Raw genomic sequence first — 26,829 nt, 5'->3', positions numbered from 1 at the left:
GCTTGCCCCCCTCGTCACGTGAAAGGCCTACGCGAGTACCGTCCACAGGGCAAAGCCGGCATACCAAAGCACCGCCGCCCGCAGCAGCAGTTCCCACAGGCAGTCGAGGGTGTTGATGCCTTCGGGACCGACAGCGGCCGGCGGGATTTCCCCGGCAGCCAGCCCGACCTTGTTGATCAGTTGCGCAGCGCTGATATTCCAGTTCAGCAGTTCGTGCAGCATCACCCGGCTGACAGCGACGAAGTTGCCGACCAGAGCAAGACTCGCCGCCAGCAGGCGTACCGGCACCCAGTCGAAGGCGTGGCGCAGTTGCCCTGCCCGTTCCGCCACCGCCGGGTTCTGGGCGTTTTCTTCCGCCAGCGCCAGCAAGCGATAGCTCAGCGCCGCGACCGGGCCGAGCAGGAAGTACCAGAAAATCACCGCAAAGAAACTCTGGTAGGCCTGCCACAACAGATGCCGTTGCACTTGCTCCAGCAATTGCTCGCCGCTTTCGGCGCAGATGTTCAGATCACGCTTGGCCACATGGGCGGCGGCCTGCAGATCCTCACGGCGCCAGGCGTCGCGAAACGGCCCTAGTTCGCCGAGCAGATCGCCGCGCCCCAGGCTGTAAATCACCACCAGCAAATGCACCGGCAACGCCAGCAGACCATAGGCCACCGGCTCCAGTACCAACAGCAGCAAGCCCAGCAACGCCACCGGCAGCAGCACCAGAACAATCAGCACCAGCCACGGCTGTTTCGCCAGCCCACCGGTTTCAAGCTTGTGCAGTTCGCGGATCCATCCGCCATCGCCTTGAACCCGTTGGCGCAGGGCCGAGAACTTCTCGATCCATACCGCCAGCAGTAACACCAGAAAACTCATTGTCCTTCCTCTTGTGCCAGGGCGGCGCGGTAGCGTGCCCAGTCGAATGCGGGTCCGGGATCGGTCTTGCGTCCCGGGGCGATGTCGCTGTGCCCGCAGATGCGCTCGACGGTGATCGCCGGGAACACCGCCTGTATCTGCCGGGTCAGCACGGTCAACGCCTGGTACTGCGCATCGGTGAACGGCAGATCATCGGTGCCTTCCAGCTCGATGCCTACGGAAAAATCGTTACAGGTTTCCCGTCCCTCGAACACCGAAACGCCGGCATGCCAGGCACGCTCAAGACAGGAGACAAACTGGGTGACCTTGCCGTCACGTTCGATCAGAAAATGCGCAGACACGCGCAGGTCGGCGATCCCGGCAAAGTAGGGATGTTCCGTGACATCCAGACGATTCTGGAAAAATTCCTGCACCTTGCCGGTGGCGAACTGCGCCGGTGGCAGGCTGATGTTGTGGATGACCAACAGGGAGACTTCGCCCGCCGGGCGTTCATTGAAGTTGGGCGAAGGGCAGACCTGCACCCCGTGACACCACCCGCTTGCGGGATCCAACTGCATACCGATTCCTTCAACGCCGACTGTGTTGGCGACCAGTATGCCGTGATCGGCCCCCGGCGCGCGATCACTTGCCGCGATTGAGCCGCCGCAGATTGCCGATTACCGACTCCAGCGCACGGTCGAACAACAAGGTGTCGTCCAGCGTCCGCACCGCGCCGCGACGGAATGCCAGGGCCAGTTCAGTGCGGTCGCGCTCCAGCACTTTCATCCCGGTGCGGTCGACGAACACGTACTTGTTGGTGGCCTCGATGATCGCCGCCAGCTTGCAGCGCAGGGTGTGTTCTTCGTCTTCTTCGAACGCCACCCAACTGCCCAGGCGCAACTGATCGACCTGACGCAAACCTGCGTCGTCGGCCGGCAAACGCGCCGGCGTGCGTGGCTGAAGGCCATCGTCGGCCATCTGCAAGACAATCGCCTGCGACACTTCAATCATTTCCGGCAATGCGGTTTGATCCGGCTCGCTGGACGGTTCGAGCAGGCGCACATGCAGCGCTTCCAGTTCACTGAAGAAGCCGCTGGTGGCAAACGGATCGAAGGCCGAACTGCTCAGGCCGTCGCGCAATGACTTGAGCAACCCCGGCACTAGCGCCAGCAGACGCAGACCGGCTTCGGCGTCGTCGTGGCGCTGCACGCTCCAGATCAATTGCTCCATGGTCTGCACGTCGGCCTGCCACTCGGCAGACTGATCGCCGTGCTTGAGGCAGGTCAGCAGCAAAACCTTGCTCCAGGCCTCCTGCACGAACGTCACCACCGACGGTGGCAGGACTTTGCCCAGCAGGGCCTGGTTCAGCGCCTGCTCGACCCGCTGGCGGGCCAGTTCGGTTTTCGCCCGGCCCTCTTCGGCATCGCGTAAACGCTGTTCAAGCAATTCGCTGCGACGGCGTTCGTCACTGGTGAACGCGAGGAAGTCCGCCAGCAACTCGGAAAAAATCGCCGGGTCATCGTCGAAATCCGTCAGCAGGCGCTGCACCACTTGCTCGATGCGCAGGTACAGGCTGTCGCGCGCATTGCCGTCACACTCGCCCCAGCCCATCGCCGCTTCGGCGATTTCATTGAGCAGGCGACGCGCCGGGTGGCTGCTGCGGCTGAAGAAGCTTTTGTCGATCACCGCGACCTTCAACATCGGGATCTGCAACCGGGCGATCAGTGCCTTGAGCGAATCCGGCAGATTGCGATCATCGAGGATGCAGTCGAAGACCATCGCCACCAGATTGATCACGTCCTCGTCCGCCCCGCCGACGATTCGTGACTTGCCGCTGCGCACGCTGACCCGGGTCAGCAACTGTTCAAGCTGATGGCGCAGATCGAAATCGTCCTGCATCGCCAGCGCCGGCACGTATTGCTGCAGGTGCGAGAGCAGGCGCAGCAAGTCGCGGGTGGAAATCGGCTGCGCCGGGGTGCTGGGTTCCAGGGTCGGCGCAACGGTGCCGCGCACGTGCAGCAGCAACTCCTGCAACGCGGCGAAGACCTCCTGCACGCCCGCATCGGTCTGGGTTTTGTCGACGCCCTCGAATTCGCTCTGCACGCTGGCCACAGCCTGATCGATGGCGCGACGGGCCGGCGCCGGCTTGAGCTCGGGCAACACGCCCGTGGCGATCAGCAGTTGATTGGCTTCGGCGTAGAGTTGATCGGTATCGGCCAGCACATAGCGTTCGAACAGTTTGAGCAGGATCAGTTTGACCTTGATCTCCACCCCCAGATTGCGCCCGGCCTGCAAGAAGTATTCGCAAAGCATCGCCGGGCCCAGCGGGTTGTATTGATCGTCCAGGGTCTTGCCCAACAGCGCATTGAATCGCGCGGTCAGTTGGTCGAGGGCGAACCCGTCGCGATTCAGCACGCGGCCGACCATGGTTTCGACCGCGACGTTGCGCTCCATGTCGTCGGTGCGCGCGGTAGTGTCCTCATTCTGCAAGGCATGAGAGAGGACGGTGGGGACGGGATCGAATTGAGTGAGGCCGACAAAGGCTTCGAAAAATTGCTCGAGAAAGCCGCGCTCGATGTTCTTGCGCTTGAGGCGCAGGTCGCGCATGGCTTCGAAAAAGATGTTCTGTTCGACGTCGTTACGCGCGCGATCGGCCATTTCGAACAGGGTGTCGTCGGCGTTATCGAACAGCTCCTGCAAACCGTTGCGCAGGCGCTGGGCAGCCTTGTCGCGAACCTGAAGCAGAATCACAGGCAGGCGGGCGAGCGGCGAGTGAGTCGCCTGATCGGTAGTGGCCTTGTGCAGAGGCACTACATTCCCGTCGTTGTGCATCCAAGCCTCCTGAAACGGTGATTTGCCGACGTCAAACTCATGGCGTCAAATGCAAGGCGGATTATCTTGCAAAAGATGTCCCCGGCGCCAGAGCCGTCAGGGTTTCCCCTATGCGCCGACACCTTGCAGTGACCACGACAGAAACGGGTTTGCTCAAAGAAAATCGACCGGATGCAGCGCTGCGTGGCTGTTCTCGCCTTGGGTTGGCCGACGCCATGCCCCTATAATCGGACCACTTAGTTTGTGGAGCCCGTTATGCCGAATCTACGTCTCGCCGATTTGACCGCCGAAATCGAAGCCAACGTGCGCCGTGCGTTGCTCGAAGACATCGGCAGCGGCGACATCACCGCGCAACTGATCCCGGCCGAACGTCTGGCCAAAGCCACCATCATCACCCGCGACGCCGCCGTCATCAGTGGTACGGCCTGGGTTGATGCAGTGTTCCGCCAGCTCGATCCAAGGGTGGCGGTGCACTGGCAGGTGCGCGATGGCGAACGGGTTTCGCCGAATCAGCCGCTGTTTCATCTGGAAGGCCCTGCCCGTTCGCTGCTGACCGGTGAGCGCAGCGCCCTGAACTTCCTGCAATTGCTGTCGGGCGTAGCGACCCGCGCGCAGTACCTGGCGGACTTCGTTGCCGAGACTTCGGTGAAACTGCTCGACACCCGCAAGACCCTGCCGGGCCTGCGTCTGGCGCAGAAATATGCGGTCACCTGCGGCGGCTGCCATAACCACCGCATCGGCCTGTACGACGCGTTCCTGATCAAGGAAAACCACATCGCCGCCAGCGGTGGCATCCCGCAGGCCATTGCCGCTGCACACAAGATCGCCCCGGGCAAGCCGGTGGAAATCGAAGTGGAAAGTCTGGAGGAGCTGAAGGAGGCGCTGGCCGCCGGTGCCGATATCATCATGCTCGACGAACTGAGCCTCGATGACATGCGCGAAGCCGTGCGCCTGAACGGCGGCAAGGCAAAACTGGAAGCCAGTGGCGGCATCAACGAAAGCACGCTGCTGCCGATCGCTCAGACCGGGGTGGACTACATCTCGATCGGCGCGATGACCAAGGACGTGAAGGCTGTAGACCTGTCGATGCGCCTGAGCATTTAAGGGCAGCGGCAAGATGCGAGCTACAAGCTGCAAGCCAAAGCGGTTGTGCTTTTACTTGTAGCTTGCGGCTTGTAGCTGGCAGCTCTCGTCAAACGACGAGATTGTTCATCTCGCAGTACTCTCCCCACTCGACACCCAGCACTTCAGCCGCTTCCTTGTGCAGTTCCAGGCGCTTGGCCTCGAACTCTTCAGGGGTGCTGGTGTACTTGAGGGTCAATTCCCAAGGCTGCAGACCCTGGGCTTCGGCTTCGTCTTCGAACGCCCACTGGATCTGGTCCTTCTGCTCATCGGGACTCAGATCCTTGATCTCGTCCATCAGCTCAGACGCATCAAGCTTGTACTTTTCCAGCGCTTGTTCGTGGCGTTGCTCTTGAGTTAACTCGGTCATGGCGTTCTCGCTGATCATGGGAATGGAGGATGGATCTGGATCATCAAGGATCTCTCTGACGCGGACTGTCCGGCCTTCGGAACCATTCGGGATCATCTGAAAACTGCTAAGCGATGCTCATGCAGGCACCGAATATAGGACGTTTGCATGACGAATTACACGGCTCTTTACATCTCTCCCACAAAAAGTTGACCTGTGGAACATAAATGCCGGTTCAAAAGGATTAGGGAGAGGTGGTGCCCGAGACAGGAATCGAACCTGCGACCTTCGCGTTACGAGTGCGCTGCTCTACCGGCTGAGCTACACGGGCGGTGGGCTAAACCTAGCACTGGTCTTGCAGGTCGGCAACTTCGTCGAATGACTCGATATTTCACGGACAAAAAAATGCCCCGCCGTTTTCACGGCGGGGCATTTTCATTGCGCTAGGACTGCGGGGGTGATTAAACGCCCGAAGCCTTGGCAGCTGCCACGTCTTTGATGGACAGCTTGATACGGCCGCGGTTGTCCACGTCCAGTACCAGCACTTCCACTTCCTGGCCCTCTTTCAGGATGTCGGTCACTTTCTCTACGCGAGCGTCGCTCAGCATCGAGATGTGAACCAGACCGTCCTTGCCCGGCAGGATGTTGACGAATGCGCCGAAGTCGACGATGCGCTCAACCTTGCCGACGTAGATCTTGCCGATCTCGGCCTCTGCGGTGATACCCAGAACGCGCTGACGTGCTGCTTCAGCCGCTTCCTTGGTTTCGCCGAAGATCTTGATCGAGCCGTCGTCTTCGATGTCGATCGAAGCCTTGGTCTCTTCGCAGATCGCACGGATGGTCGCGCCACCTTTACCGATAACGTCACGGATCTTGTCGGTGTCGATCTTCATCGCGATCATGGTCGGAGCGTTGGCCGACAGTTCGGTACGCGACTGGCCGATGATCTGGTTCATCTGACCGAGGATGTTCAGGCGCGCTTCCAGGGCTTGGCCCAGAGCGATTTCCATGATCTCTTCGGTGATGCCCTTGATCTTGATGTCCATCTGCAGCGCGGTCACACCTTTGGCGGTACCGGCAACTTTGAAGTCCATGTCGCCCAGGTGGTCTTCGTCACCCAGGATGTCGGTCAGAACAGCGAATTTCTCGCCTTCTTTAACCAGACCCATGGCGATACCGGCAACCGGTGCCTTCATCGGAACACCAGCGTCCATCAGGGCCAGGGAAGCGCCGCAAACGGAAGCCATCGAGCTCGAACCGTTGGACTCGGTGATTTCCGATACCACACGGATGGTGTACGGGAACACGTCAGCGGCTGGCAGCATGGCCGAAACCGAACGACGGGCCAGACGGCCGTGACCGATTTCACGACGACCGGCGCCACCCATGCGACCACACTCGCCCACCGAGAACGGAGGGAAGTTGTAGTGCAGCATGAACGGGTCTTTTTTCTCGCCTTCCAGGGTGTCCAGCAGTTGTGCGTCACGGGCGGTGCCCAGCGTCGCGACTACCAGAGCCTGGGTTTCGCCACGGGTGAACAGTGCCGAACCGTGGGTCTTCGGCAGAACGCCGACTTCGATGTTCAGCGGACGTACGGTGCGGGTGTCGCGACCGTCGATACGTGGCTTGCCGTTAACGATGTTTTCGCGAACGGTGCGGTATTCGATTTCGCCGAAAGCGGCTTTGACGTCGGCAGCCGAAGGTTGGCCTTCTTCACCGGACAGCTTGGCAACAACCTGGTCACGCAGCTCGCCCAGACGCGCATAACGGTCGGCCTTGATGGTGATAGTGTAAGCCTGGGAGATCGCTTCGCCGAACTCGGAACGGATAGCAGCCAGCAGCTCGGTGGCTTCTGGAGCAGGTGCCCAGGTCCAGGTTGGCTTGGCAGCTTCGGCAGCCAGTTCTTTAACCGCGTTGATTACGACCTGGAACTCGTCGTGAGCAAACAGTACTGCGCCCAGCATCTGGTCTTCGGTCAGCTCTTTGGCTTCCGATTCAACCATCAGCACGGCGTCCGAAGTACCGGCAACAACCATGTCCAGGCTCGAGGCAGCTTGCTGCTCGTAGGTCGGGTTCAGCAGGTAGCCGGTGCTTTCGTGGAAAGCAACGCGAGCGGCGCCGATCGGGCCGTCGAAAGGAATGCCGGAGATCGCCAGGGCTGCCGAGGTACCGATCATCGCAGCGATGTCCGGATCGGTCTTTTTGCTGGTGGAAACGACGGTGCAGACAACCTGCACTTCGTTCATGAAACCTTCCGGGAACAGCGGACGGATCGGACGGTCGATCAGTCGGGAAGTCAGGGTTTCCTTCTCGGAAGGACGGCCTTCACGCTTGAAGAAACCGCCAGGGATCTTACCGGCAGCGTAAGTCTTTTCCTGGTAGTGAACGGACAGAGGGAAGAAGCCCTTGCCCGGATCGGCTTGCTTGGCACCAACTACGGTCACCAATACGCTGACGTCGTCGTCAACGGTGACCAATACTGCGCCGGAGGCCTGACGGGCGATACGGCCAGTCTCGAGGGTAACGGTCGACTGACCGAACTGGAATTTTTTGATTACCGGGTTCACGGTGTCCTACCTTCTTTGTGGCTCTTGGGGGAACTGGTTTCTTGCGAAATTCTTGGGCAATGCCGGGAATCGGCCCGACGCCTGTCCAGGGTAAAACGTGTATCCAGATAAAACTTGAGGCTGGGAGCCTGCCGGACGCCGGCGGAAACCCGCTGACATCTGACAGACAACCAACCTCATAGCGCAATCGCTGATTAGCGACGCAGACCCAGGCGAGCGATCAGAGCGCTGTAACGGCTCACGTCCTTGCCTTTCAGGTAGTCCAGCAGCTTGCGACGCTGGTTAACCATGCGGATCAGACCACGACGGGAGTGGTGGTCTTTACCGTTGGCCTTGAAGTGACCTTGCAGTTTGTTGATGTTGGCGGTCAGCAGTGCAACTTGCACTTCTGGCGAACCAGTGTCACCAACAGCTTGCTGGTAGTCGGCAACGATTTGAGCTTTTTCTTGAACGTCGAGAGCCATGAGGCAATCCTTTTATCAGGAAACCGTTTCAAAAACAGTTTCAACAGGCCAGGGACAAATCCCTGTATCTATAAATGAGTAGTGACCGTGCCTGTTGACAGCCACACTCGCCGGCCTGCTGTTACACAGACCGGTTTCCGGTCATTCTGACCGAATCAGTCGACGCGGCGCGATGCGCCCGTCTTCGCTCACTTCACCGATACCGATGAAGCGACCGTTGTGATCCTGTACCCGCACCATGCCGAACTTCGGAGCATCCGGGGCACGTACCGGCTGGCCGTTGAGCCAGTAGAACGCGCTCGCTTCCGAGAACTGCAGCAACGGCCAATCCTGCAGGCCGCTGTCCGATGGCATCAGGAAGCGGTCGACCGCTTCGTTGCCGCCTTCGGCATGTACCGCTTCCAGCTCTTCGAGGGTCACGGTCTGCGCCAGGGTGAAAGGCCCGGCCTGGGTACGACGCAGTTCAGCGACGTACGCACCACAACCGAGTTGCTCACCGATATCCTCCACCAGGGTGCGAATATAGGTGCCCTTGCTGCAATCTACTGCAAGACGCGCAGTATCGCCTTCGAAGGCCAGCAATTCCAAGCGCGCAATAGTAACAGAACGCGGTTCGCGCTCCACTACTTCGCCTGCACGGGCCAACTTGTACAGCGGCTGGCCATCACGCTTGAGAGCGGAGTACATCGGCGGTATCTGACTGATTTGCCCACGAAATTTCGGCAGAACCGCTTCAATGTCGGCCTGACCAACGGTCACCGGACGCTCCTGCAAAACCTCACCTTCGGCGTCCGCCGTGGTGGTGGTCTTGCCCAGTTGCGCCAGGGTTTCGTAACCCTTGTCGGAATCGAGCAGATACTGCGAGAACTTGGTCGCCTCGCCAAAGCACAGCGGCAGAACGCCGGTGGCCAGGGGATCGAGACTGCCGGTGTGACCGGCCTTCTCGGCGTTGAGCAACCAGCGGACCTTCTGCAACGCGGCGTTGGAGGTGAACCCCAGCGGCTTGTCGAGCAGGATGATGCCGCTGACGTTACGACGGATACGTTTGACCTGAGCCACCGAGTTACTCCTTGGTGTCTTCGGGTTCTGCCGCAGCCACGTGCTGATTGTCCTCAGCCACGGCGCGCTCGATCAGGGCCGACAGGTGCGCACCCCGCACGACGCTTTCGTCGTAGTGGAAGTGCAATTGCGGCACGCTGCGCAGCTTCATTTCGCGGGCCAGCTGCATGCGCAGGAAACCGGCGGCAGCGTTGAGCACCTTGATGCTTTGCGCGATGTCTTCAGCGTTGTCCTGCCCCATCACGGTGATGAAGATCTTCGCGTGACCGACGTCACGGCTGACTTCCACAGCGGTAATGGTGACCAGACCGACGCGCGGGTCTTTGACTTCACGACGGATCAGTTGGGCCAGCTCACGCTGCATCTGATCGCCGATACGTTGGGTACGGCTGTATTCTTTTGCCATGATTTGTTACCTGTTACTGCCCCGCGGTGAAACCCGCAAGGTCTGAAAGCGGCAAACGCCCGGCCTGACAAAAGCCAGACCGGGCGTTGCGTTTAGAGTCCTGACGCCGTGCCGCGCACTTGCATGCGGCGGCCCGACGTGGCCCTTGAAGTGCGCGAGTCAGAGGCTGCGAGCAACCTGAACCTTCTCGAAGACTTCGATCTTGTCGCCGACTTTGACGTCGTTGTAGCTCTTCACGCCGATACCGCATTCCATGCCGGCACGTACTTCGGAAGCGTCATCCTTGAAGCGGCGCAGGGATTCCAGCTCGCCTTCGAAGATAACGATGTCTTCACGCAGTACACGGATCGGACGGTTACGGTGAACAGTACCCTCGATCACCATGCAGCCGGCGATGGCGCCGAACTTAGGCGAACGGAACACGTCACGGACTTCGGCCACACCGAGGATGTTCTCGCGAACGTCGCTGCCAAGCATACCGGTCAGGGCTTTCTTGACGTCTTCGATGATGTCGTAGATCACGTTGTAGTAACGCATGTCCAGACCTTCCTGCTCGACGATCTTCCGTGCGCCGGCATCGGCACGCACGTTGAAGCCGAACAGTACAGCGTTGGAAGCCAGTGCCAGGTTGGCATCGGATTCGGTGATACCACCGACGCCGCCACCGACCACGCGCACTTGCACTTCGTCGTTGCCCAGGCCGTTCAGAGCGCCCTGCAAGGCTTCCAGCGAACCACGGACGTCGGATTTGAGGACGATGTTGAGCGTCTTCTTCTCTTCCTGACCCATGCTTTCGAAGATGTTTTCCAGCTTGCCGGCGTGAGCGCGAGCCAGTTTGACTTCGCGGAACTTGCCTTGACGGAACAGAGCCACTTCACGGGCTTTCTTCTCGTCGGCAACCACGCTCATCTCGTCGCCAGCGTCAGGCGTACCGTCCAGGCCGAGGATCTCGACCGGAATGGCCGGGCCCGCTTCCTTGATCGGCTTGCCGTTCTCGTCGAGCATGGCGCGCACGCGGCCATAGTTCGAGCCGACCAGCACCATGTCGCCTTGACGCAGCGTACCGTCCTGAACCAGAACAGTCGCCACCGGGCCACGGCCCTTGTCCAGACGCGATTCAACCACGACACCACGGCCAGGAGCCGATGGAGTGGCAGTCAGTTCGAGAACTTCGGCTTGCAGCAATACAGCTTCAAGCAGTTCGTCGACGCCGGTACCCATCTTCGCCGAAACCGGAACGAATGGAGTGTCGCCACCCCAGTCTTCGGAGGTCACGCCGTGGGCCGACAGTTCGCTACGGATGCGATCGAGATCTGCACCCGGCTTGTCGATCTTGTTCACCGCAACTACCAGCGGAACGCCAGCAGCAACAGCGTGCTGAACAGCTTCGATGGTTTGTGGCATCACGCCGTCGTCCGCCGCAACCACCAGGATCACGATGTCCGTCGCCTTGGCACCACGGGCACGCATGGCGGTAAACGCGGCGTGACCAGGGGTGTCGAGGAAGGTGACCATGCCGCGTTCGGTTTCAACGTGGTATGCACCGATGTGCTGGGTGATACCGCCGGCTTCGCCAGCAGCTACCTTGGCACGACGGATGTAGTCGAGCAGCGAGGTCTTACCGTGGTCAACGTGACCCATTACGGTCACAACCGGCGCACGAGGAACTGCTTCACCTTCGAACTTCAGGGACTCGGCCAGGGAATCTTCCAGAGCGGTGTCGCTGACCAGGGTCACTTTGTGGCCCAGTTCTTCGGCTACCAGTTGAGCAGTTTCCTGATCAAGCACCTGGTTGATGGTCGCTGGAGTACCCAGTTTGAACATGAACTTGATGATTTCGGCAGCTTTAACCGACATCTGCTGAGCGAGATCGCCAACAGTGATGGTTTCGCCGATCTTCACTTCACGCACGACAGGGCCGGTCGGGCTCTGGAAACCGTGGGCGTTGCGTTTCTTCAGCTTGGCCTTGCCGCGACCGCCGCGACGGAAGCCATCGCTTTCTTCATCGGTAGTGCGTGGCGCCACACGTGGAGCCGGAGCCTTTTCCTTGACCGATGCGCGATGCGGAGCGTTTTTGCGCTCGCCATCACCACCGCCACGACGGTTGTTGTCGTCGGCACGTGGTTTGTCCGGACGGCGCTGTTCGTCACGCTTGCGAGTGTCGGCAGCTGGGGCAGCAGCCACAACCGGCGCGGCTTCGCGCACTGGTTCGGCCACTGGCGCAGGTGCAGCGACGGCTTCGGCAGGAGCGGACGGCGCAGCAGGCTGGCGACGCGCTTCTTCTTCGGCGCGCACGCGGGCTTCTTCTTCAGCCTTCTGACGGGCAGCATTTTCTACTGCGCGACGTTCATCCAGTTCACGCTTGCGCTCGGCTTCGATTTCTTCCGGGCTACGCTGTACGAAAACTTTCTTCTTGCGGACTTCAACGCTGATGCTTTTGCTGCCAGCCACACGCAGGGTGCTGGTGGTTTTACGCTGCAGCGTGATCTTGCGTGGTTCTTCCACTTTCGCCTTGTGGCTGCTTTTCAAGTGGGTCAGCAGGGATTGCTTCTCACTGTCAGTCACATTTTCTTCGGCGGCGGTGTGCGGCAGACCTGCCTCACGCATCTGCTGCAACAGGCGCTCTACCGGTGTTTTGACCTCATCGGCCAGTTGTTTCACCGTGACTTGCGTCATGCACTTCTCTCCTCAGGCCGCGCCTAATTACTCGAACCAGTGGGCTCGGGCGGCCATGATCAACTTGCCGGCACGATCATCGTCAATGCCGTCGATGTCGAGCAGGTCGTCAATAGACTGCTCGGCCAGGTCTTCGCGGGTAATTACGCCGCGCACCGCCAGTTCCATCGCCAAATCCTTGTCCATACCCTCAAGCGAGAGCAGGTCTTCGGCCGGATGGGCGTCTGCCAGCTTTTCCTCAGTAGCGATGGCTTTGGTCAACAAGCGATCCTTGGCACGAGCGCGAAGCTCGTTGACGATGTCTTCGTCAAAGCCGTCGATGTTGAGCATTTCTTCCAACGGTACGTAGGCAATCTCTTCCAGGCTGGTGAAGCCTTCGTCTACCAGCACCTGAGCCAGCTCTTCGTCGACTTCCAGCTCGTCGATGAAGTTGCGCAGGATGTCGCCGGTTTCCGCTTGTTGCTTAGCCTGGATGTCCGATTCGGTCATCACGTTCAGGGTCCAGCCAGTCAGCTGGCTCGCCAGACGCACGTTCTGACCACCACGACCGATGGCCTGAGCCAGATTGTCTGCGCCAACGGCGATGTCCATGGCATGGGCATCTTCGTCAACGATGATGGCCGCCACTTCTGCCGGCGACATGGCATTGATCACGAACTGAGCCGGGTTGTCGTCCCACAGGACGATATCGACACGCTCGCCACCCAACTCGCCCGACACGGCCTGGACGCGCGAACCGCGCATACCGATGCACGCGCCTTGCGGGTCGATGCGTTTGTCCTTGGAGCGGACAGCGATCTTGGCACGCGAACCCGGATCACGGGATGCGGCCATGACTTCGATCAGGCCTTCAGCGATTTCCGGCACTTCGATACGGAACAGCTCGATCAGCATTTCCGGCGCGGTACGCGACAGGATCAGCTGAGGGCCGCGGTTCTCGGTGCGGATTTCCTTGAGCAGCGCACGCAGACGCACGCCAACACGGAAGGTTTCGCGAGAGATGATGTCTTCACGGGCCAGCAACGCTTCAGCGTTATTACCCAGGTCGACGATCACGTTGTCGCGGGTCACTTTCTTCACGGTGCCGGAGATGATTTCTCCCAGGCGCTCGCGATAAGCGTCAACCACTTGAGCGCGCTCGGCTTCGCGCACTTTCTGCACGATGACCTGCTTGGCGGTCTGCGCAGCGATGCGGCCGAACTCGATGGACTCGATCTTTTCTTCAACGACGTCGCCAACCTTGGCGCCAGGGTGCGTTTCAGCAACCTTGCTCGGCCAGGTTTCGATGGCCGGATCATCGAGATCATTCTCTTCGACGACCGTCCAGCGACGGAAAGTTTCGTAAGAACCGGTGTGGCGGTTGATTTCCACACGCAGATCAACTTCGTCTTCAAAACGCTTTTTGGTAGCAGTGGCTAGAGCCAGCTCCAGCGCTTCAAAAATTACGCTTGCCGGTACACCCTTTTCATTGGATACCGACTCAACAACCAGCAGTACTTCTTTGCTCATCGTACGCCTCGCCTTTCGCAAGCCATTGGATCCGCGGGATCCGCGTCTCAGTCAAAACTGGGAATAATGTTGGCCTTGTCGATCATATCGATCGGCAACAGGAACTCATGGTCATCTACCTGCACCACGACGTCCTGCTCTTCTACACCGCGCAGAAGGCCCTGAAAGTTGCGTCGACCTTCGAAAGGCGAGCGCAGCTTGATCTTCACTTGTTCACCGACATATTTGGCAAACTGCTCAAGAGTGAACAGTGGGCGTTCCATGCCTGGCGAGGAAACTTCAAGGGTGTATTCAACGGAGATCGGATCTTCAACATCCAGCACACCGCTGATCTGACGGCTGACGATGGCGCAATCGTCCACCAGTACGCCGCCTTCCTTATCGATATAAACGCGCAACATTGAGTGGCGACCTTGAGCCGAAAACTCAATACCCCAGCATTCATAGCCTAGGGCCACGACCACCGGGGCCAGCAAGGCCTGCAACTCTTCTAGCTTGCTCGACACCTGAACCCCCTCGTGCATGTATGTGCATGCTATGCAAAATAAAAAAATGGGCGAAACGCCCATCCTTGAAACGCCGTCGAACAGCGGCGTCGAAAGTGTCCAGCTAACAAAAAGCCCCTTAAAAGGGGCTCCTTAAACTGGTTGCGGGGGCCGGATTTGAACCGACGACCTTCGGGTTATGAGCCCGACGAGCTACCAGACTGCTCCACCCCGCGACAAAGCTGGGGCGGAAGTATACGACCGATCCCTTATAGGGTCAATGTAACCTTCCACCTGCAAGAAAGCCCGCAACAGCGGGCTCTCCTGACTAATTGGTACCGAGAAGGGGACTCGAACCCCTACACCCTATGGGCACAACCACCTCAAGGTTGCGTGTCTACCAATTCCACCACCTCGGCAATACTACGTTTGAAACTCTTCTTACTTCTGCTCTTGAGCTGGAGGTACGTCAGTCGCTGGAGTAGCCGACTTTTGCTCTTGAAGCACCGGGACATCATCAGAAGCCGGTTGTTGCTTTGGAACTTCCAACACTGCCGGGTTTGGCAAACCTGCTTGAGTCAGCTGATGAGCCTTCTCTTTAGCAAAGTATCCTAACCCCAAGCTGGTTATGAAGAAACCGGCGGCAAGTATAGCAGTAAACTTACTAAGAAAGGTAGAGGAACCTTGGCTTCCGAACACAGTATTTGAAGCACCTGCTCCGAAAGACGCGCCAGCATCCGCACCTTTACCCTGCTGCAGCAAAACCAGAGCAACTACGCCCAATGCACCCAGCAGATGAAAAACGACTACGACTGTTTCCAGCATTTTTTCAGTTTCCCGCGGCGCGACAAATCGCACCGAACTCATCTGCATTCAGGGAAGCTCCACCAATGAGCCCCCCATCGATATCCGGCATGCCGAACAGTTCGACCGCATTGGCCGCCTTCACGCTGCCGCCGTATAGAAGCCGCACACCTCGTGCCACTTCAGAATTCTCTGCCGCCAACTGCTCGCGAATGGCTTTATGCACATCCTGAGCCTGTTGCGGCGTTGCAGTCAGTCCAGTACCAATCGCCCAGACCGGCTCGTAAGCGATCACTGCGTTGGCAAAAGCACCGACACCCAGCTCCTCGATGATACTGCCCAGCTGACGCCCGACAACCTCAAGAGTTTTTCCGGCTTCACGCTGCTCCAGGGTCTCCCCTACGCACAACACCGGAATCAAGCCACATGCCTGTGCCGCTGCGAACTTGCGATTCAGCATTCCGTCTCGCTCGCCCATGATCTGACGGCGTTCGGAGTGCCCGACAAGCACCAGGGAACAACCTGCATCCACCAACTGACTCGGCGCAATCTCGCCCGTCAACGCACCTTGCATGGATTCCACCGCAGAGTTCTGCGCACCGACCGAAATCGATTTGCCTTTCAAGCCATCAATCACTTGATTGATATACAAGCAAGGCGGGAATACCGCGACATCAACACCGCTTGGCAAGGCCAGATGACGAAGGCCGTTGATCAGCTCAGCGACGCTGGCGCGGGTACCGTGCATCTTCCAGTTACCAGCTACCATAGGGCGACGCATGCTGTACCTCGTCGGTCAAAGTGGGCGCAGATGTTACCCAACACAATCAAGGCTGGCAAGCCGAATCAGGCAGAAACTTCAGTTACCAGTTTTGCCAGTTCTTCGGCATAGCCACGAACCTGGGTTTCGTCCTCACCTTCGACCATCACACGCACCAGAGGCTCTGTCCCGGACTTGCGCAAAAGCACACGGCCACGACCCGCCATCGCCTCGGTCACACGCTTGCTGGCTTCCTTGACAGCCGGATGATCAAGCGGGCTGTCGCCACCGCCGAAACGTACATTGATCAGCACCTGAGGACACTTGCGCAGGGCCTGGCGCGTTTGCGCCAAACCTTCGTTACGGGCTTTCAACGCCATCAACACCTGCAACGCCGCGATGATCGCATCGCCAGTCGTCGTGTGATTGAAGCAGACGACATGTCCGGAGTTCTCGCCCCCGACCAGCCAATCACGCTCCAGCAATTCGGCAATCACATAGCGGTCGCCGACATTTGCACGCACAAAAGGAATACCCAGATCCGCCAGAGCCAGCTCCAGACCCAGATTGCTCATCAGCGTACCGACCACACCACCCTGCAACTTGCCTCGCTCATGCAGATCGCGCGCAATAATGAAGATCAGCTCATCGCCATCAACAATCGCACCCGTGTGATCAACCATCAACACCCGGTCGCCATCGCCGTCGAATGCGATCCCGAGGTCAGCGTGCTCCGACAGCACCGCCGCCTGCAACTGCCCCATGTGAGTGGAGCCACAGTTGTCGTTGATATTCAGACCATTGGGCTGCGCGGACAGCACCACGACTTCGGCACCCAGCTCACGGAAAACGCTCGGTGCGACCTTGTAGGTTGCTCCGTGTGCGCAGTCGATGACAATTTTCAGGCCAGAAAAACTGGTACCCGTCGGTACAGAGCTCTTGCAGAACTCGATATAGCGACCGGACGCATCATTGATTCGCGAAACCTTGCCGATCTTGCTCGACTCAACGACCGTCATCGGCGTGTCAAGCAGCTCTTCGATCATCAGCTCCAGCTCATCAGGCAGCTTGGTACCTCTGCCGGAGAAAAACTTGATGCCGTTGTCGTCATGCGGATTGTGCGATGCGCTGATCACGATTCCGGCCTCGGCCTGGAATGTACGCGACAAATAGGCGATGGCCGGAGTCGGCATCGGACCGAGCAGCATCACATCAGCACCTGCGGAAGTCAGGCCGGCCTCAAGGGCCGACTCGAACATGTAGCCGGAAATCCGCGTGTCCTTGCCGACCAGCACCTTGCAGGCGCCCATCTTGCGAAAGGCCATGCCGGCAGCCCAGCCGAGCTTGAGCATGAAGTCAGGAGTAATCGGATATTCCCCGACACGACCACGAATGCCGTCAGTACCAAAATATTTCTTGCTCATAAGTGCTCCATCATTCTTATTCGGCTGATTCCACGGCTGCGAGCATTCGCACCACGTCCACCGTTTCCGCCACATCATGGACGCGCAATATACGCGCACCCTTCACCGACGCCAGTGCAGCCAGTGCCAAACCACCGTATAGACGCTCGCCCACCGGGCGATTCAATGCGTGACCGATCATGCTTTTGCGCGAAACGCCCACCAACAGTGGCCGCCCCAGCGCATGCAGGGCTTCCATATGCTTGAACAAGCTTAGATTGTGCTGCAGGGTTTTGGCGAAGCCGAAGCCCGGATCAAGAATGATCTGCTCGGCCGGAATACCTGCCATCTCACACTGAGCCATGCGCTCGGCGAGAAATTCGCCCACTTCCCGGGTGACATCCTGATAACGCGGATCATCCTGCATGTCGCCAGGCTCGCCGAGCATATGCATGAGACATACAGGCAACCCGGTGGCAGCAGCAGCATCCAACGCGCCATCCCGCCGTAGCGAACGAACGTCGTTGATCAAACCGGCACCCAACCGCGCTGTTTCGCGCATGACCGCCGGAGTGGACGTATCGACCGATATGACCACATCCAGCTCGCGGTTGATCAGCTCAACGACAGGAGCGACACGTTCCAGCTCCTCCAATGGAGAAACCGCCCGCGCGCCGGGCCGGGTTGACTCCCCACCCACATCGATCAGCGTTGCACCCGCCGCAACCATGGCTTCGGCATGACGCAAGGCCGCATCAAGCTGGCTGTATCGGCCACCGTCGGAAAATGAATCGGGAGTGACATTGAGAATGCCCATGACATGCGTCCGGGCCAAATCAAGAACCCGGTTGCCGCAAGGCAACCGGGTCAGGGACTGTACAGAAGTCATTTCAAACCTTAAACGTCGGCAGCCGGACCGCCAATCGGTGTTTCCGGACGCTCGCCCTGAATGACAGGAGGCGTACCAGTACCGGTACCGGTACCGCCCGACCAGTCGCGAGGCTCGCGAGGTGTACGACCGGCCATGATGTCGTCGATCTGTTCGGCATCGATCGTCTCGTACTTCATCAGGGCATCCGCCATGGCATCGAGCTTGTCGCGATTGTCCGTAAGGATCTGCTTGGCGGTGCCGTAGCACTGATCGATGATGCTGCGCACTTCGGAGTCGATCAGCTTCGCTGTCTCACCGGAGAAGCTCGCATTCTGACCGCCACCACCGCGACCGAGGAATACTTCACCTTCTTCTTCCGCGTACATCAACGGACCGAGTTTTTCCGACAGGCCCCACTTGGTCACCATGTTCCGCGCAATCTGACTCGCGCGCATGATGTCGTTGGAAGCACCTGTGGTGACACCGTCGAAGCCCAAAGTCATCTCTTCAGCAATACGGCCGCCGTACAGCGAGCAGATCTGACTGATCAGCGCACGCTTGGACAGGCTGTAGCGATCCTCTTCCGGCAGGAACATGGTCACACCCAGCGCACGACCGCGCGGGATGATCGACACTTTGTAGACCGGATCATGCTCGGGCACGACGCGACCAACAATGGCGTGGCCTGCTTCGTGATAAGCGGTGTTCTGCTTTTCCTTCTCGGACATGACCATGGATTTGCGCTCGGCGCCCATCATGATCTTGTCTTTGGCCAGTTCGAACTCTTTCATTTCGACGATGCGCTTGCCGGCACGGGCGGCGAACAGCGAAGCCTCGTTGACCAGGTTCGCCAGATCGGCACCGGAGAACCCCGGAGTACCACGTGCGATAACGGCCGGAGCAACGTCGTCACCCATTGGCACTTTACGCATGTGAACCTTGAGGATCTGCTCGCGACCACGGATGTCCGGCAAACCAACCACCACCTGACGGTCGAAACGACCAGGTCGCAGCAACGCAGGGTCCAGCACGTCAGGACGGTTGGTCGCAGCGATGACGATGATGCCGTCATTCATTTCGAAACCGTCCATCTCGACCAGCAACTGGTTGAGCGTCTGTTCGCGCTCGTCGTGACCGCCACCCATGCCCGCACCACGATGGCGACCAACGGCGTCGATCTCGTCGATGAATATAATGCACGGAGCGTGTTTCTTGGCCTGTTCGAACATGTCACGAACGCGGCTGGCACCGACACCTACGAACATTTCGACGAAGTCGGAACCGGAAATGGTGAAGAACGGCACTTTGGCTTCGCCGGCAATCGCCTTGGCCAGCAAGGTTTTACCGGTACCCGGAGGGCCGACCATCAGCACGCCGCGAGGAATGCGGCCGCCCAGGCGCTGGAACTTGCCCGGATCACGGAGGAACTCGACCAGTTCGCCCACTTCTTCCTTGGCTTCGTCGCAACCGGCAACGTCAGCCAGGGTGGTTTTCACCTGATCTTCGGACAGCAGACGCGCCTTGCTCTTGCCAAAGCTCATCGGCCCGCCCTTGCCGCCCGCACCGCCCTGCATCTGGCGCATGAAGAACATGAACACCGCGATGATCACCAGGATCGGGAAGCTGGCCACCAGAAGCTGGGTCCAGATGCTTTGCTGCTCAGGCTGCTTGCCTTCGACTACAACGTGGTTGTCGACCAGATCGCCGATCAGGCCATTGTCCTGGATTGCCGGACGAATGGTCTTGAAGCTGTCGCCATCGTTGCGTTTGCCGGTAATCACGTAGCCGTCGACGGCCACGCGCTCGACCTTGCCATCCTTGACCTGCTGGATGAAGTCGGAATAGTTGAGGGTCTGCGGCTCGTTAGGGCTGGAGAAGTTGTTCATCACCGTCACCAGGACAGCCGCGATGATCAACCACAGGATCAGATTCTTTGCCATATCGTTCAATTAACTACCCTCTGAAGCAAGCTCCGCTACTGGCGCGCGCTTCGCATGATATTCACCGGCCTAACTTACTACATTACCTACAGCTCTGGCAGGCGCCGTCTGTAACCCTTTGTGAAACACTTTCTACACAATATTCGCTTATGCGCGCGGGGCGAAATACGAAAAACCTATCACCCCGCCAAAAAACCTCGTTTTACTCGCTACGACCGCGATAGCCCCAAGCCAGCATGTACTGCTCGCGAGAGCTGCCACGAGAGGAGTCCGGCTTGATCATCTGGATCTTGTCGAACTTCTTTCGAGCATCCTTCAGGTAAACATCGAACCCTTCGCCCTGAAAAATCTTGATCACAAAATTGCCACCCGGCTTGAGTATCCGCTCCGCCAGATCAAGCGCCAGCTCGCAAAGGAACATGGCTTTTGGCATATCCACTTCAGGCGTACCACTCATATTGGGGGCCATATCGGAAATCACAAGGTCCACCTGCGAATTACCCACAGCCTCAAGGATCTGAGCGAGCACTGCATCCTCGGTGAAGTCACCCTGAATGAAAGTCACGTCCGGAATACTGTCCATTTCCAGGATGTCCGAGGCGATCAATCGCCCCTGACCACCGATCAGCCGGCTGGTGACCTGCGACCAGCCGCCAGGTGCCGCGCCGAGGTCGACGACGTTCATGCCCGGACGGATCAGTTTGTATTTCTCCTGGATCTCCAGAAGCTTGTAACTCGCACGCGAGCGGTAGCCATCCTTCTGCGCTTGCTTCACATAGGGATCATTGACATGTCTTTTCAGCCAACCAAGGCTTGTCTTGGAACGCGCCATTGGGCACCTCGTTGATTAGGGTCGTGATTAATTGGGCGGATCCACGAGCCCTCGGGTAAAATGGCCGCCATTTTACAGAATCCAGACGAAAGGGTCAGATTATGCCGCTCACTCCAGAGCAGAAGAAACAGTACAAATCCATTGGCCACCACCTGAAACCAGTTCTGACTGTGGCTGACAACGGTTTGACTGAGGGTGTTCTAGCCGAACTCGAACGCGCATTGGCAGATCACGAGCTGATCAAGATCAAGCTCAACATCCTCGATCGCGAGGCGCGCCTGGCGTCCGTTGCAGAGCTGTGCAAGACCGGCAAGGCCGATCTGGTGCAAGTCATCGGCAAGATGGCACTGATTTACCGCAAGAACTTCAGCGTCAACAAGCAGCTGTCGAACGTCCATCGCTTCAAGTGATGGCAAGGGTCAAGGGTGTGCTTCGCGCACCCTGCCACTCCATCCCGGCACCGGCTGCAATACCAGCACCAACCCGGAAAAACCCAACACAAGAAAGCTGAACACCTGCCAGCGCTGCGCATCCGGCCAGCCGACACGCACTGCGACAAACATCGCACACGCATACAACGCCATCAGCAACACCTGCCCGCGAAAATCCCGCCATAGACTGGCAAGGCCCTCGGCCTGTACCAGCACCAAAGCCTGAAATATCACACACGCGACGGCAAAACCCACTACCGCCACTTCAAACGTACTTGCAACTTCGTCGATCAGCAGCGGAGCCAGGCCAATCCGACCCAGCACCGGCCGCAGACCGAGATGTACCAACCACAGGCCACCGACCCACAACATCTGGGCCAGTTGCCAGAGCATCGCGCCCGCATGCAGCGGGCGCCCACCCTCAGATGTGACGGACTTCGACAATCTCGTACTCGATATCGCCACCTGGCGTTTTCACGACGACCGTATCGCCCTCTTCCTTGGCAATCAAGGCGCGAGCGATCGGCGAGCCAACCGAAATCTTGCCGAGTTTGATGTCCGCCTCATCCTCACCCACGATCTGGTAAGTGACGCTTTCATCAGTCTCGACGTTGGCGATTTCGACGGTGGTGCCGAAAATCACTTTGCCGGTGTGCGGAATGGTCGTCACATCGATGATCACCGCGTTCTGCAGGCGACCTTCGATGTCACGGATCCGCGCCTCGACCATGCCTTGCTGTTCGCGCGCGGCATGGTATTCAGCGTTTTCTTTCAAGTCACCCAACTCGCGGGCCGTACCGATGTCCTGGCTGAGCTTCGGACGAACGACCTTGGTCAGGTGAGCATGCTCTTCTTCCAGGGCCTTGGAGCCCTGGACGGTCATTGGGTATTTATTCATGCCTTCAATCCTGCGTGTAGATCCTGCAAGCGGCGTACGGTCTTCTCGGGACCGAACTTCAGCGCTTCGCAGATAGCTTCGCCAGCAGCAATGGTGGTGGTGCAGTAAATCTTGTGCTGCAAGGCGTTACGGCGAATGGAATAGGAATCGGCGATCGACTGGCGACCTTCGGTGGTGTTGATGATCAGGGTGACTTCGTCATTCTTGATCATGTCGACCACGTGCGGACGACCCTCGGTCACCTTGTTCACGCGACGCACTTTCAGACCTGCGGCTTCGATCAGCTTGGCAGTGCCGGCAGTGGCGACGACTTCGAAGCCCAAGTTGATCAGATCACGGGCCACGCCTGCAACCAGTGGCTTGTCATCGTCGCGCACGCTGATGAATGCGGTACCGCCGGTCGGCAGCACTTCGCTGGCGCCCATCTGGGCTTTGGCAAAGGCTTCGCCGAAGGTGTCGCCGACGCCCATCACTTCACCGGTGGACTTCATCTCTGGGCCGAGGATCGGGTCAACGCCAGGGAATTTGGCGAACGGGAACACCGCCTCTTTCACGCTGTAGAAGTTCGGGATGATTTCCTTGGTGAAGCCGATTTCCTTCAGGGTTTTACCGGCCATCACGCGAGCCGCGACCATTGCCAGGGAAATACCGATGCACTTCGACACGAACGGTACGGTACGGGAAGCACGCGGGTTGACTTCGATGACGTAGATGTCCTCACCTTGCAGCGCCAACTGAACGTTCATCAGGCCGACCACGCCCAGCTCCAGGGCCATTTTCTTGACCTGTTCGCGCATCTCGTCCTGGATGTGCGCCGGCAGCGAGTACGGCGGCAGCGAGCACGCGGAGTCACCGGAGTGAACGCCCGCCTGTTCGATGTGCTGCATGATCGCGCCGATCACTACGTCCTTGCCGTCGCAGACCGCATCCACGTCCATCTCGATGGCGCAGTTGAGGAAGTGGTCGAGCAGCACCGGGCTGTCGTTCGACACTTGCACCGCGTCACGCAGGTAACGCTTGAGTTCTTCTTCCTTGTAAACGATTTCCATCGCCCGGCCGCCCAGTACATAGGACGGACGCACCACCAGCGGGTAACCGATCTTCGCGGCTGCGCGAACAGCTTCGTCTTCGCTGCGCACGGTGGCGTTTGGCGGCTGACGCAGGTTCAGGCGCTCGACCATTTGCTGGAAGCGCTCACGGTCTTCGGCACGGTCGATGGCGTCAGGGCTGGTGCCGATAATCGGCACGCCAGCAGCTTCCAGGGCGCGAGCCAGCTTCAGAGGTGTCTGGCCGCCGTACTGGACAATCACGCCTTTCGGCTTCTCGACGCGGCAGATTTCCAGCACGTCTTCCAGGGTCACCGGCTCGAAGTACAGACGGTCGGAAGTGTCGTAGTCAGTGGAAACGGTTTCCGGGTTGCAGTTGACCATGATGGTCTCGTAACCGTCATCGCGCAGCGCCAGTGCCGCGTGAACGCAGCAGTAGTCGAACTCGATGCCCTGACCGATACGGTTCGGGCCACCGCCGAGGATGATGATCTTGTCGCGACCGGACGGCGCGGCTTCGCACTCTTCCTCGTAGGTCGAGTACAGGTAGGCGGTGTCGGTGGCGAACTCGGCCGCGCAGGTGTCGACGCGCTTGTAGACCGGGAACACTTCCAGCTTGTGGCGGTGAGTGCGCAGGTTCTTCTCGGTGACGCCCAGCAGCTTGGCCAGACGCTGGTCGGAGAAACCTTTGCGCTTGAGCTTGTACATCAGATCGCGGTCGATAGCGGACAGACCGAGGGTCTTGACCTTCTCTTCGTCCTTGATCAGGTCTTCGATCTGCACCAGGAACCACGGATCGATCATGTTCATGCCGAAGATTTCTTCGACGGTCATGCCGGCGCGGAAGGCGTCCGCCACGTACCAGATACGCTCGGCGCCCGGCACGGTCAGTTCGCGCTTGAGCACGCTCATGCTTTCCGGGTTGCTCAGGTCGACTTTCTCGTCCAGACCGCAAACGCCCACTTCCAGACCGCGCAGGGCTTTCTGCAGGGATTCCTGGAAGGTACGGCCGATGGCCATGACTTCACCGACCGACTTCATCTGAGTGGTCAGGCGCGCGTCAGCGTTGGCGAACTTCTCGAAGGCGAAGCGCGGCAGCTTGGTCACGACGTAGTCGATGGACGGCTCGAAGGACGCCGGGGTACGGCCGCCGGTGATGTCGTTCTGCAGTTCGTCGAGGGTGTAACCAACGGCCAGCTTGGCCGCGATCTTAGCGATCGGGAAACCGGTGGCTTTCGAGGCCAGAGCCGACGAGCGGGATACACGCGGGTTCATCTCGATCACGACCATACGGCCGGTGTCCGGGCAGATACCGAACTGAACGTTGGAACCGCCGGTCTCGACGCCGATCTCGCGCAATACCGCCAGCGAGGCGTTACGCAGAATCTGGTATTCCTTGTCAGTCAGGGTCTGAGCCGGGGCAACGGTGATCGAGTCACCGGTGTGCACGCCCATCGGGTCGAAGTTTTCGATCGAGCAGACGATGATGCAGTTGTCCTTTTTGTCGCGGACAACTTCCATTTCATACTCTTTCCAGCCGATCAGCGATTCGTCGATCAGCAGTTCCTTGGTTGGCGACAGGTCCAGACCACGGGCGCAGATTTCTTCGAACTCTTCACGGTTGTAAGCGATACCGCCACCGGTGCCGCCCATGGTGAAGGACGGACGGATGATGCACGGGAAGCCCAGGCGCTCGAGTACCGCGTTGGCTTCTTCCATGCTGTGGGCGATACCGGAACGCGGGCATTCCAGCCCGATGGCTTTCATCGCCTTGTCGAAACGCGAACGGTCTTCAGCCTTGTCGATGGTATCGGCGTTGGCGCCGATCATCTCTACGCCGAACTTCTCCAGAACGCCTTCGCGCTCCAGGTCCAGGGCGCAGTTCAGAGCAGTCTGGCCGCCCATGGTTGGCAGCACGGCATCCGGACGCTCTTTTTCGATGATCTTGGCAACGGTCTGCCACTTGATCGGCTCAATGTAGGTCGCGTCGGCCATGTCCGGGTCGGTCATGATGGTGGCCGGGTTGGAGTTCACCAGGATGACGCGGTAACCCTCTTCGCGCAGGGCTTTACAGGCCTGGGCGCCGGAGTAGTCGAATTCGCAGGCCTGGCCGATAACGATCGGGCCAGCGCCGAGAATCAGGATGCTTTTAATGTCTGTACGTTTTGGCATGGGTTTGTCACTCAAATCCGCAGGTCAGTCGGCAAGCCGTCTTGATCGATTTCTGAAGTCCCGAGGGGGCCGCCGGTTCCGGGGCCGCCCTCGAGGGGCTTCTCGCTACAGTCTCAAGGCGAGCGCTTAGCGTCGCTTGGCCATCTCGTTGATGAAGCGGTCAAACAGAGGGGCCACATCGTTCGGGCCCGGGCTCGCTTCAGGGTGACCCTGGAAGCTGAACGCGCTCTTGTCGGTGCGCTCGATACCTTGCAGGGTGCCGTCGAACAGCGATTTGTGGATCGCGCGGACGTTGGCTGGCAGGGTTTCTTCGTCAACCGCGAAGCCGTGGTTCTGGCTGGTGATCATCACGACGCCCGTGTCCAGATCCTGCACCGGGTGGTTGGCACCGTGGTGGCCGTGGCCCATTTTCAGGGTCTTGGCGCCGGAGGCCAGAGCCAGCAGCTGGTGGCCGAGGCAGATGCCGAAGACCGGAATTTCGGTTTCCAGCACTTCCTTGATCGCCTTGATCGCGTAGTCGCAAGGCTCCGGATCACCAGGGCCGTTGGACAGGAACACGCCGTCCGGCTTCAGAGCCAGTACGTCGGCAGCCGGGGTTTGCGCCGGAACCACGGTCACGCGGCAGCCGCGCTCGACCAGCATGCGCAGGATGTTGACCTTGACGCCGTAGTCGTAGGCAACCACGTGATAAGGCAGCTCGGAGGCTTCGATGGTCGCGTGGCTGTCGGTTTTCAGATCCCAGACAGTGGAGCGCCATTCGTATTGGGTCTTGGTGCTGACGACTTTCGCCAGGTCCATGCCCTTCAGGCCCGGGAAGCCTTGCGCCGCGGCGATGGCCGCTTCTTCGGAGATGTTGTCGCCGGCCATGATGCAGCCGTTCTGTGCGCCTTTTTCACGCAGGATGCGGGTCAGGCGGCGGGTGTCGATACCGGCGATCGCCACAACGTTGTTGGCTTTCAGGTAATCGGACAGGGACATCGTGTTACGCCAGTTGCTCGCTACCAGCGGCAGGTCACGGATGACCAGGCCAGCGGACCAGACGCGATCGGACTCGGCGTCTTCCGGCGTGGTGCCGGTGTTGCCGATGTGCGGGTAAGTTAGGGTAACGATCTGTTGGGCGTAGGAAGGATCGGTAAGGATTTCCTGATAGCCGGTCATTGCGGTGTTGAACACCACCTCACCAACGGTCTGACCGTCGGCTCCAATGGCTTCGCCGCGAAAAATGCTGCCATCAGCAAGGGCGAGTATGGCTGGCTTAGTCAAGAAGACCTCCCGTAAATAACGCATGAAAGGGCAATCGCAGGTTGTAAAAAAGCGGAGTGACGTATGGACACGTCACCCCGCTTCTTCACTGAATTATTCT

At 59.1% G+C, this 26,829-nt stretch carries 23 protein-coding genes and 3 tRNA genes; 2 read left to right on the top strand and 24 right to left on the bottom strand.

Translation table 11 applies throughout. The annotated features are described in order from the left end of the window. Positions 1-27 precede the first annotated feature (27 nt). The 3 genes from ampE to GQX66_RS15365 form a co-directional block, all read right to left on the bottom strand. Complete coding sequence (gene ampE / locus GQX66_RS15375) at positions 28-861, bottom strand: regulatory signaling modulator protein AmpE (protein WP_085746887.1); 834 nt, start codon at positions 859-861, stop codon at positions 28-30. Then, on the bottom strand, positions 858-1,418 hold the full coding sequence (gene ampD / locus GQX66_RS15370; protein ID WP_240869942.1) for a 1,6-anhydro-N-acetylmuramyl-L-alanine amidase AmpD: 561 nt from the start codon (positions 1,416-1,418) through the stop codon (positions 858-860). The genes ampE and ampD overlap by 4 nt, the downstream gene beginning before the upstream one ends. A 64-nt stretch (positions 1,419-1,482) precedes the next feature. Continuing rightward, positions 1,483-3,672: a DUF1631 domain-containing protein gene (locus GQX66_RS15365; RefSeq protein ID WP_240869940.1), complete on the bottom strand. Its 2,190-nt coding sequence runs from the start codon at positions 3,670-3,672 to the stop codon at positions 1,483-1,485. 255 nt (positions 3,673-3,927) lie between these two features. Here GQX66_RS15365 and nadC point away from each other — a divergent pair, with 255 nt between their 5' ends. Further along, positions 3,928-4,776, top strand: coding sequence for a carboxylating nicotinate-nucleotide diphosphorylase (nadC, locus tag GQX66_RS15360; RefSeq protein WP_007953729.1), 849 nt, complete (start codon positions 3,928-3,930; stop codon positions 4,774-4,776). A gap of 88 nt (positions 4,777-4,864) precedes the next feature. On the opposite strand, the gene GQX66_RS15355 is transcribed toward nadC, so the two are convergent. The 17 genes from GQX66_RS15355 to rlmE form a co-directional block, all read right to left on the bottom strand. Further along, entirely contained in the window at positions 4,865-5,164 is a 300-nt protein-coding gene (locus tag GQX66_RS15355) for a DUF6388 family protein (RefSeq protein WP_240869938.1), read from the bottom strand. A 234-nt stretch (positions 5,165-5,398) separates the two neighbouring features. Further along, positions 5,399-5,474 (bottom strand) — tRNA-Thr (locus GQX66_RS15350). 130 nt (positions 5,475-5,604) lie between these two features. After that, positions 5,605-7,710: a polyribonucleotide nucleotidyltransferase gene (gene pnp, locus GQX66_RS15345; RefSeq protein ID WP_011332410.1), complete on the bottom strand. Its 2,106-nt coding sequence runs from the start codon at positions 7,708-7,710 to the stop codon at positions 5,605-5,607. A 194-nt stretch (positions 7,711-7,904) separates the two neighbouring features. Then, positions 7,905-8,174: a 30S ribosomal protein S15 gene (gene rpsO, locus GQX66_RS15340; RefSeq protein ID WP_011332409.1), complete on the bottom strand. Its 270-nt coding sequence runs from the start codon at positions 8,172-8,174 to the stop codon at positions 7,905-7,907. Positions 8,175-8,315: 141 nt separating this feature from the next. Continuing rightward, complete coding sequence (gene truB / locus GQX66_RS15335; protein WP_007953739.1) at positions 8,316-9,233, bottom strand: tRNA pseudouridine(55) synthase TruB; 918 nt, start codon at positions 9,231-9,233, stop codon at positions 8,316-8,318. Positions 9,234-9,237: 4 nt separating this feature from the next. Further along, a complete protein-coding gene (rbfA, locus tag GQX66_RS15330; protein ID WP_007953741.1) occupies positions 9,238-9,639 on the bottom strand; it encodes a 30S ribosome-binding factor RbfA in 402 nt (133 codons plus the stop codon). 159 nt (positions 9,640-9,798) lie between these two features. Then, positions 9,799-12,315 (bottom strand): translation initiation factor IF-2, encoded by a 2,517-nt coding sequence (gene infB, locus GQX66_RS15325; RefSeq protein WP_007953742.1) that lies wholly within the window; start codon positions 12,313-12,315, stop codon positions 9,799-9,801. Positions 12,316-12,342: 27 nt separating this feature from the next. Beyond that, on the bottom strand, positions 12,343-13,824 hold the full coding sequence (nusA, locus tag GQX66_RS15320; protein ID WP_003221546.1) for a transcription termination factor NusA: 1,482 nt from the start codon (positions 13,822-13,824) through the stop codon (positions 12,343-12,345). Between the two features lie 47 nt (positions 13,825-13,871). After that, positions 13,872-14,330, bottom strand: a complete 459-nt coding sequence (gene rimP / locus GQX66_RS15315) for a ribosome maturation factor RimP (protein ID WP_039769696.1) — start codon at positions 14,328-14,330, stop codon at positions 13,872-13,874. Positions 14,331-14,468: 138 nt separating this feature from the next. After that, positions 14,469-14,545, bottom strand: a tRNA-Met gene (locus GQX66_RS15310). Positions 14,546-14,642: 97 nt separating this feature from the next. Continuing rightward, positions 14,643-14,728: transfer RNA gene (locus tag GQX66_RS15305), tRNA-Leu, on the bottom strand. 22 nt (positions 14,729-14,750) lie between these two features. Further along, positions 14,751-15,134, bottom strand: a complete 384-nt coding sequence (secG, locus tag GQX66_RS15300; RefSeq protein ID WP_011332406.1) for a preprotein translocase subunit SecG — start codon at positions 15,132-15,134, stop codon at positions 14,751-14,753. A 4-nt stretch (positions 15,135-15,138) separates the two neighbouring features. After that, positions 15,139-15,894 carry a triose-phosphate isomerase gene (gene tpiA, locus GQX66_RS15295; RefSeq protein WP_007953744.1) on the bottom strand — a complete coding sequence of 252 codons (756 nt, stop codon included), beginning with the start codon at positions 15,892-15,894 and terminating at the stop codon, positions 15,139-15,141. 65 nt (positions 15,895-15,959) lie between these two features. Next, entirely contained in the window at positions 15,960-17,297 is a 1,338-nt protein-coding gene (glmM, locus tag GQX66_RS15290) for a phosphoglucosamine mutase (protein ID WP_085746884.1), read from the bottom strand. Positions 17,298-17,313: 16 nt separating this feature from the next. Further along, positions 17,314-18,165: a dihydropteroate synthase gene (folP, locus tag GQX66_RS15285; protein WP_240869936.1), complete on the bottom strand. Its 852-nt coding sequence runs from the start codon at positions 18,163-18,165 to the stop codon at positions 17,314-17,316. A gap of 8 nt (positions 18,166-18,173) precedes the next feature. Then, positions 18,174-20,087 (bottom strand): ATP-dependent zinc metalloprotease FtsH, encoded by a 1,914-nt coding sequence (gene ftsH / locus GQX66_RS15280; RefSeq protein WP_240869934.1) that lies wholly within the window; start codon positions 20,085-20,087, stop codon positions 18,174-18,176. A gap of 202 nt (positions 20,088-20,289) precedes the next feature. After that, positions 20,290-20,919: a 23S rRNA (uridine(2552)-2'-O)-methyltransferase RlmE gene (rlmE, locus tag GQX66_RS15275; protein WP_007953751.1), complete on the bottom strand. Its 630-nt coding sequence runs from the start codon at positions 20,917-20,919 to the stop codon at positions 20,290-20,292. A gap of 101 nt (positions 20,920-21,020) precedes the next feature. Here rlmE and GQX66_RS15270 point away from each other — a divergent pair, with 101 nt between their 5' ends. After that, positions 21,021-21,329: a YhbY family RNA-binding protein gene (locus GQX66_RS15270; RefSeq protein WP_007953753.1), complete on the top strand. Its 309-nt coding sequence runs from the start codon at positions 21,021-21,023 to the stop codon at positions 21,327-21,329. A gap of 9 nt (positions 21,330-21,338) precedes the next feature. Here GQX66_RS15270 and GQX66_RS15265 read toward each other — a convergent pair whose 3' ends face one another. The 4 genes from GQX66_RS15265 to carA form a co-directional block, all read right to left on the bottom strand. Further along, the gene (locus tag GQX66_RS15265; RefSeq protein ID WP_085746882.1) at positions 21,339-21,743 is read right to left on the bottom strand and encodes an MFS transporter; all 405 of its coding nucleotides are present in this window, start codon (positions 21,741-21,743) and stop codon (positions 21,339-21,341) included. Positions 21,744-21,771: 28 nt separating this feature from the next. Then, a complete protein-coding gene (gene greA / locus GQX66_RS15260) occupies positions 21,772-22,248 on the bottom strand; it encodes a transcription elongation factor GreA (protein ID WP_007953757.1) in 477 nt (158 codons plus the stop codon). Beyond that, the gene (gene carB, locus GQX66_RS15255; protein WP_039769162.1) at positions 22,245-25,466 is read right to left on the bottom strand and encodes a carbamoyl-phosphate synthase large subunit; all 3,222 of its coding nucleotides are present in this window, start codon (positions 25,464-25,466) and stop codon (positions 22,245-22,247) included. The genes greA and carB overlap by 4 nt, the downstream gene beginning before the upstream one ends. 126 nt (positions 25,467-25,592) lie before the next feature. Beyond that, positions 25,593-26,729, bottom strand: a complete 1,137-nt coding sequence (carA, locus tag GQX66_RS15250; protein WP_007953761.1) for a glutamine-hydrolyzing carbamoyl-phosphate synthase small subunit — start codon at positions 26,727-26,729, stop codon at positions 25,593-25,595. Positions 26,730-26,829: the final 100 nt, after the last annotated feature.

The organism is Pseudomonas sp. B707 (assembly GCF_022496685.1).
GTDB classification, from domain to species: domain Bacteria; phylum Pseudomonadota; class Gammaproteobacteria; order Pseudomonadales; family Pseudomonadaceae; genus Aquipseudomonas; species Aquipseudomonas paraglycinae.
The sequence above is the reverse complement of the archived record's forward strand: the minus strand, read 5'-3'. Positions and strand labels throughout refer to the sequence as shown.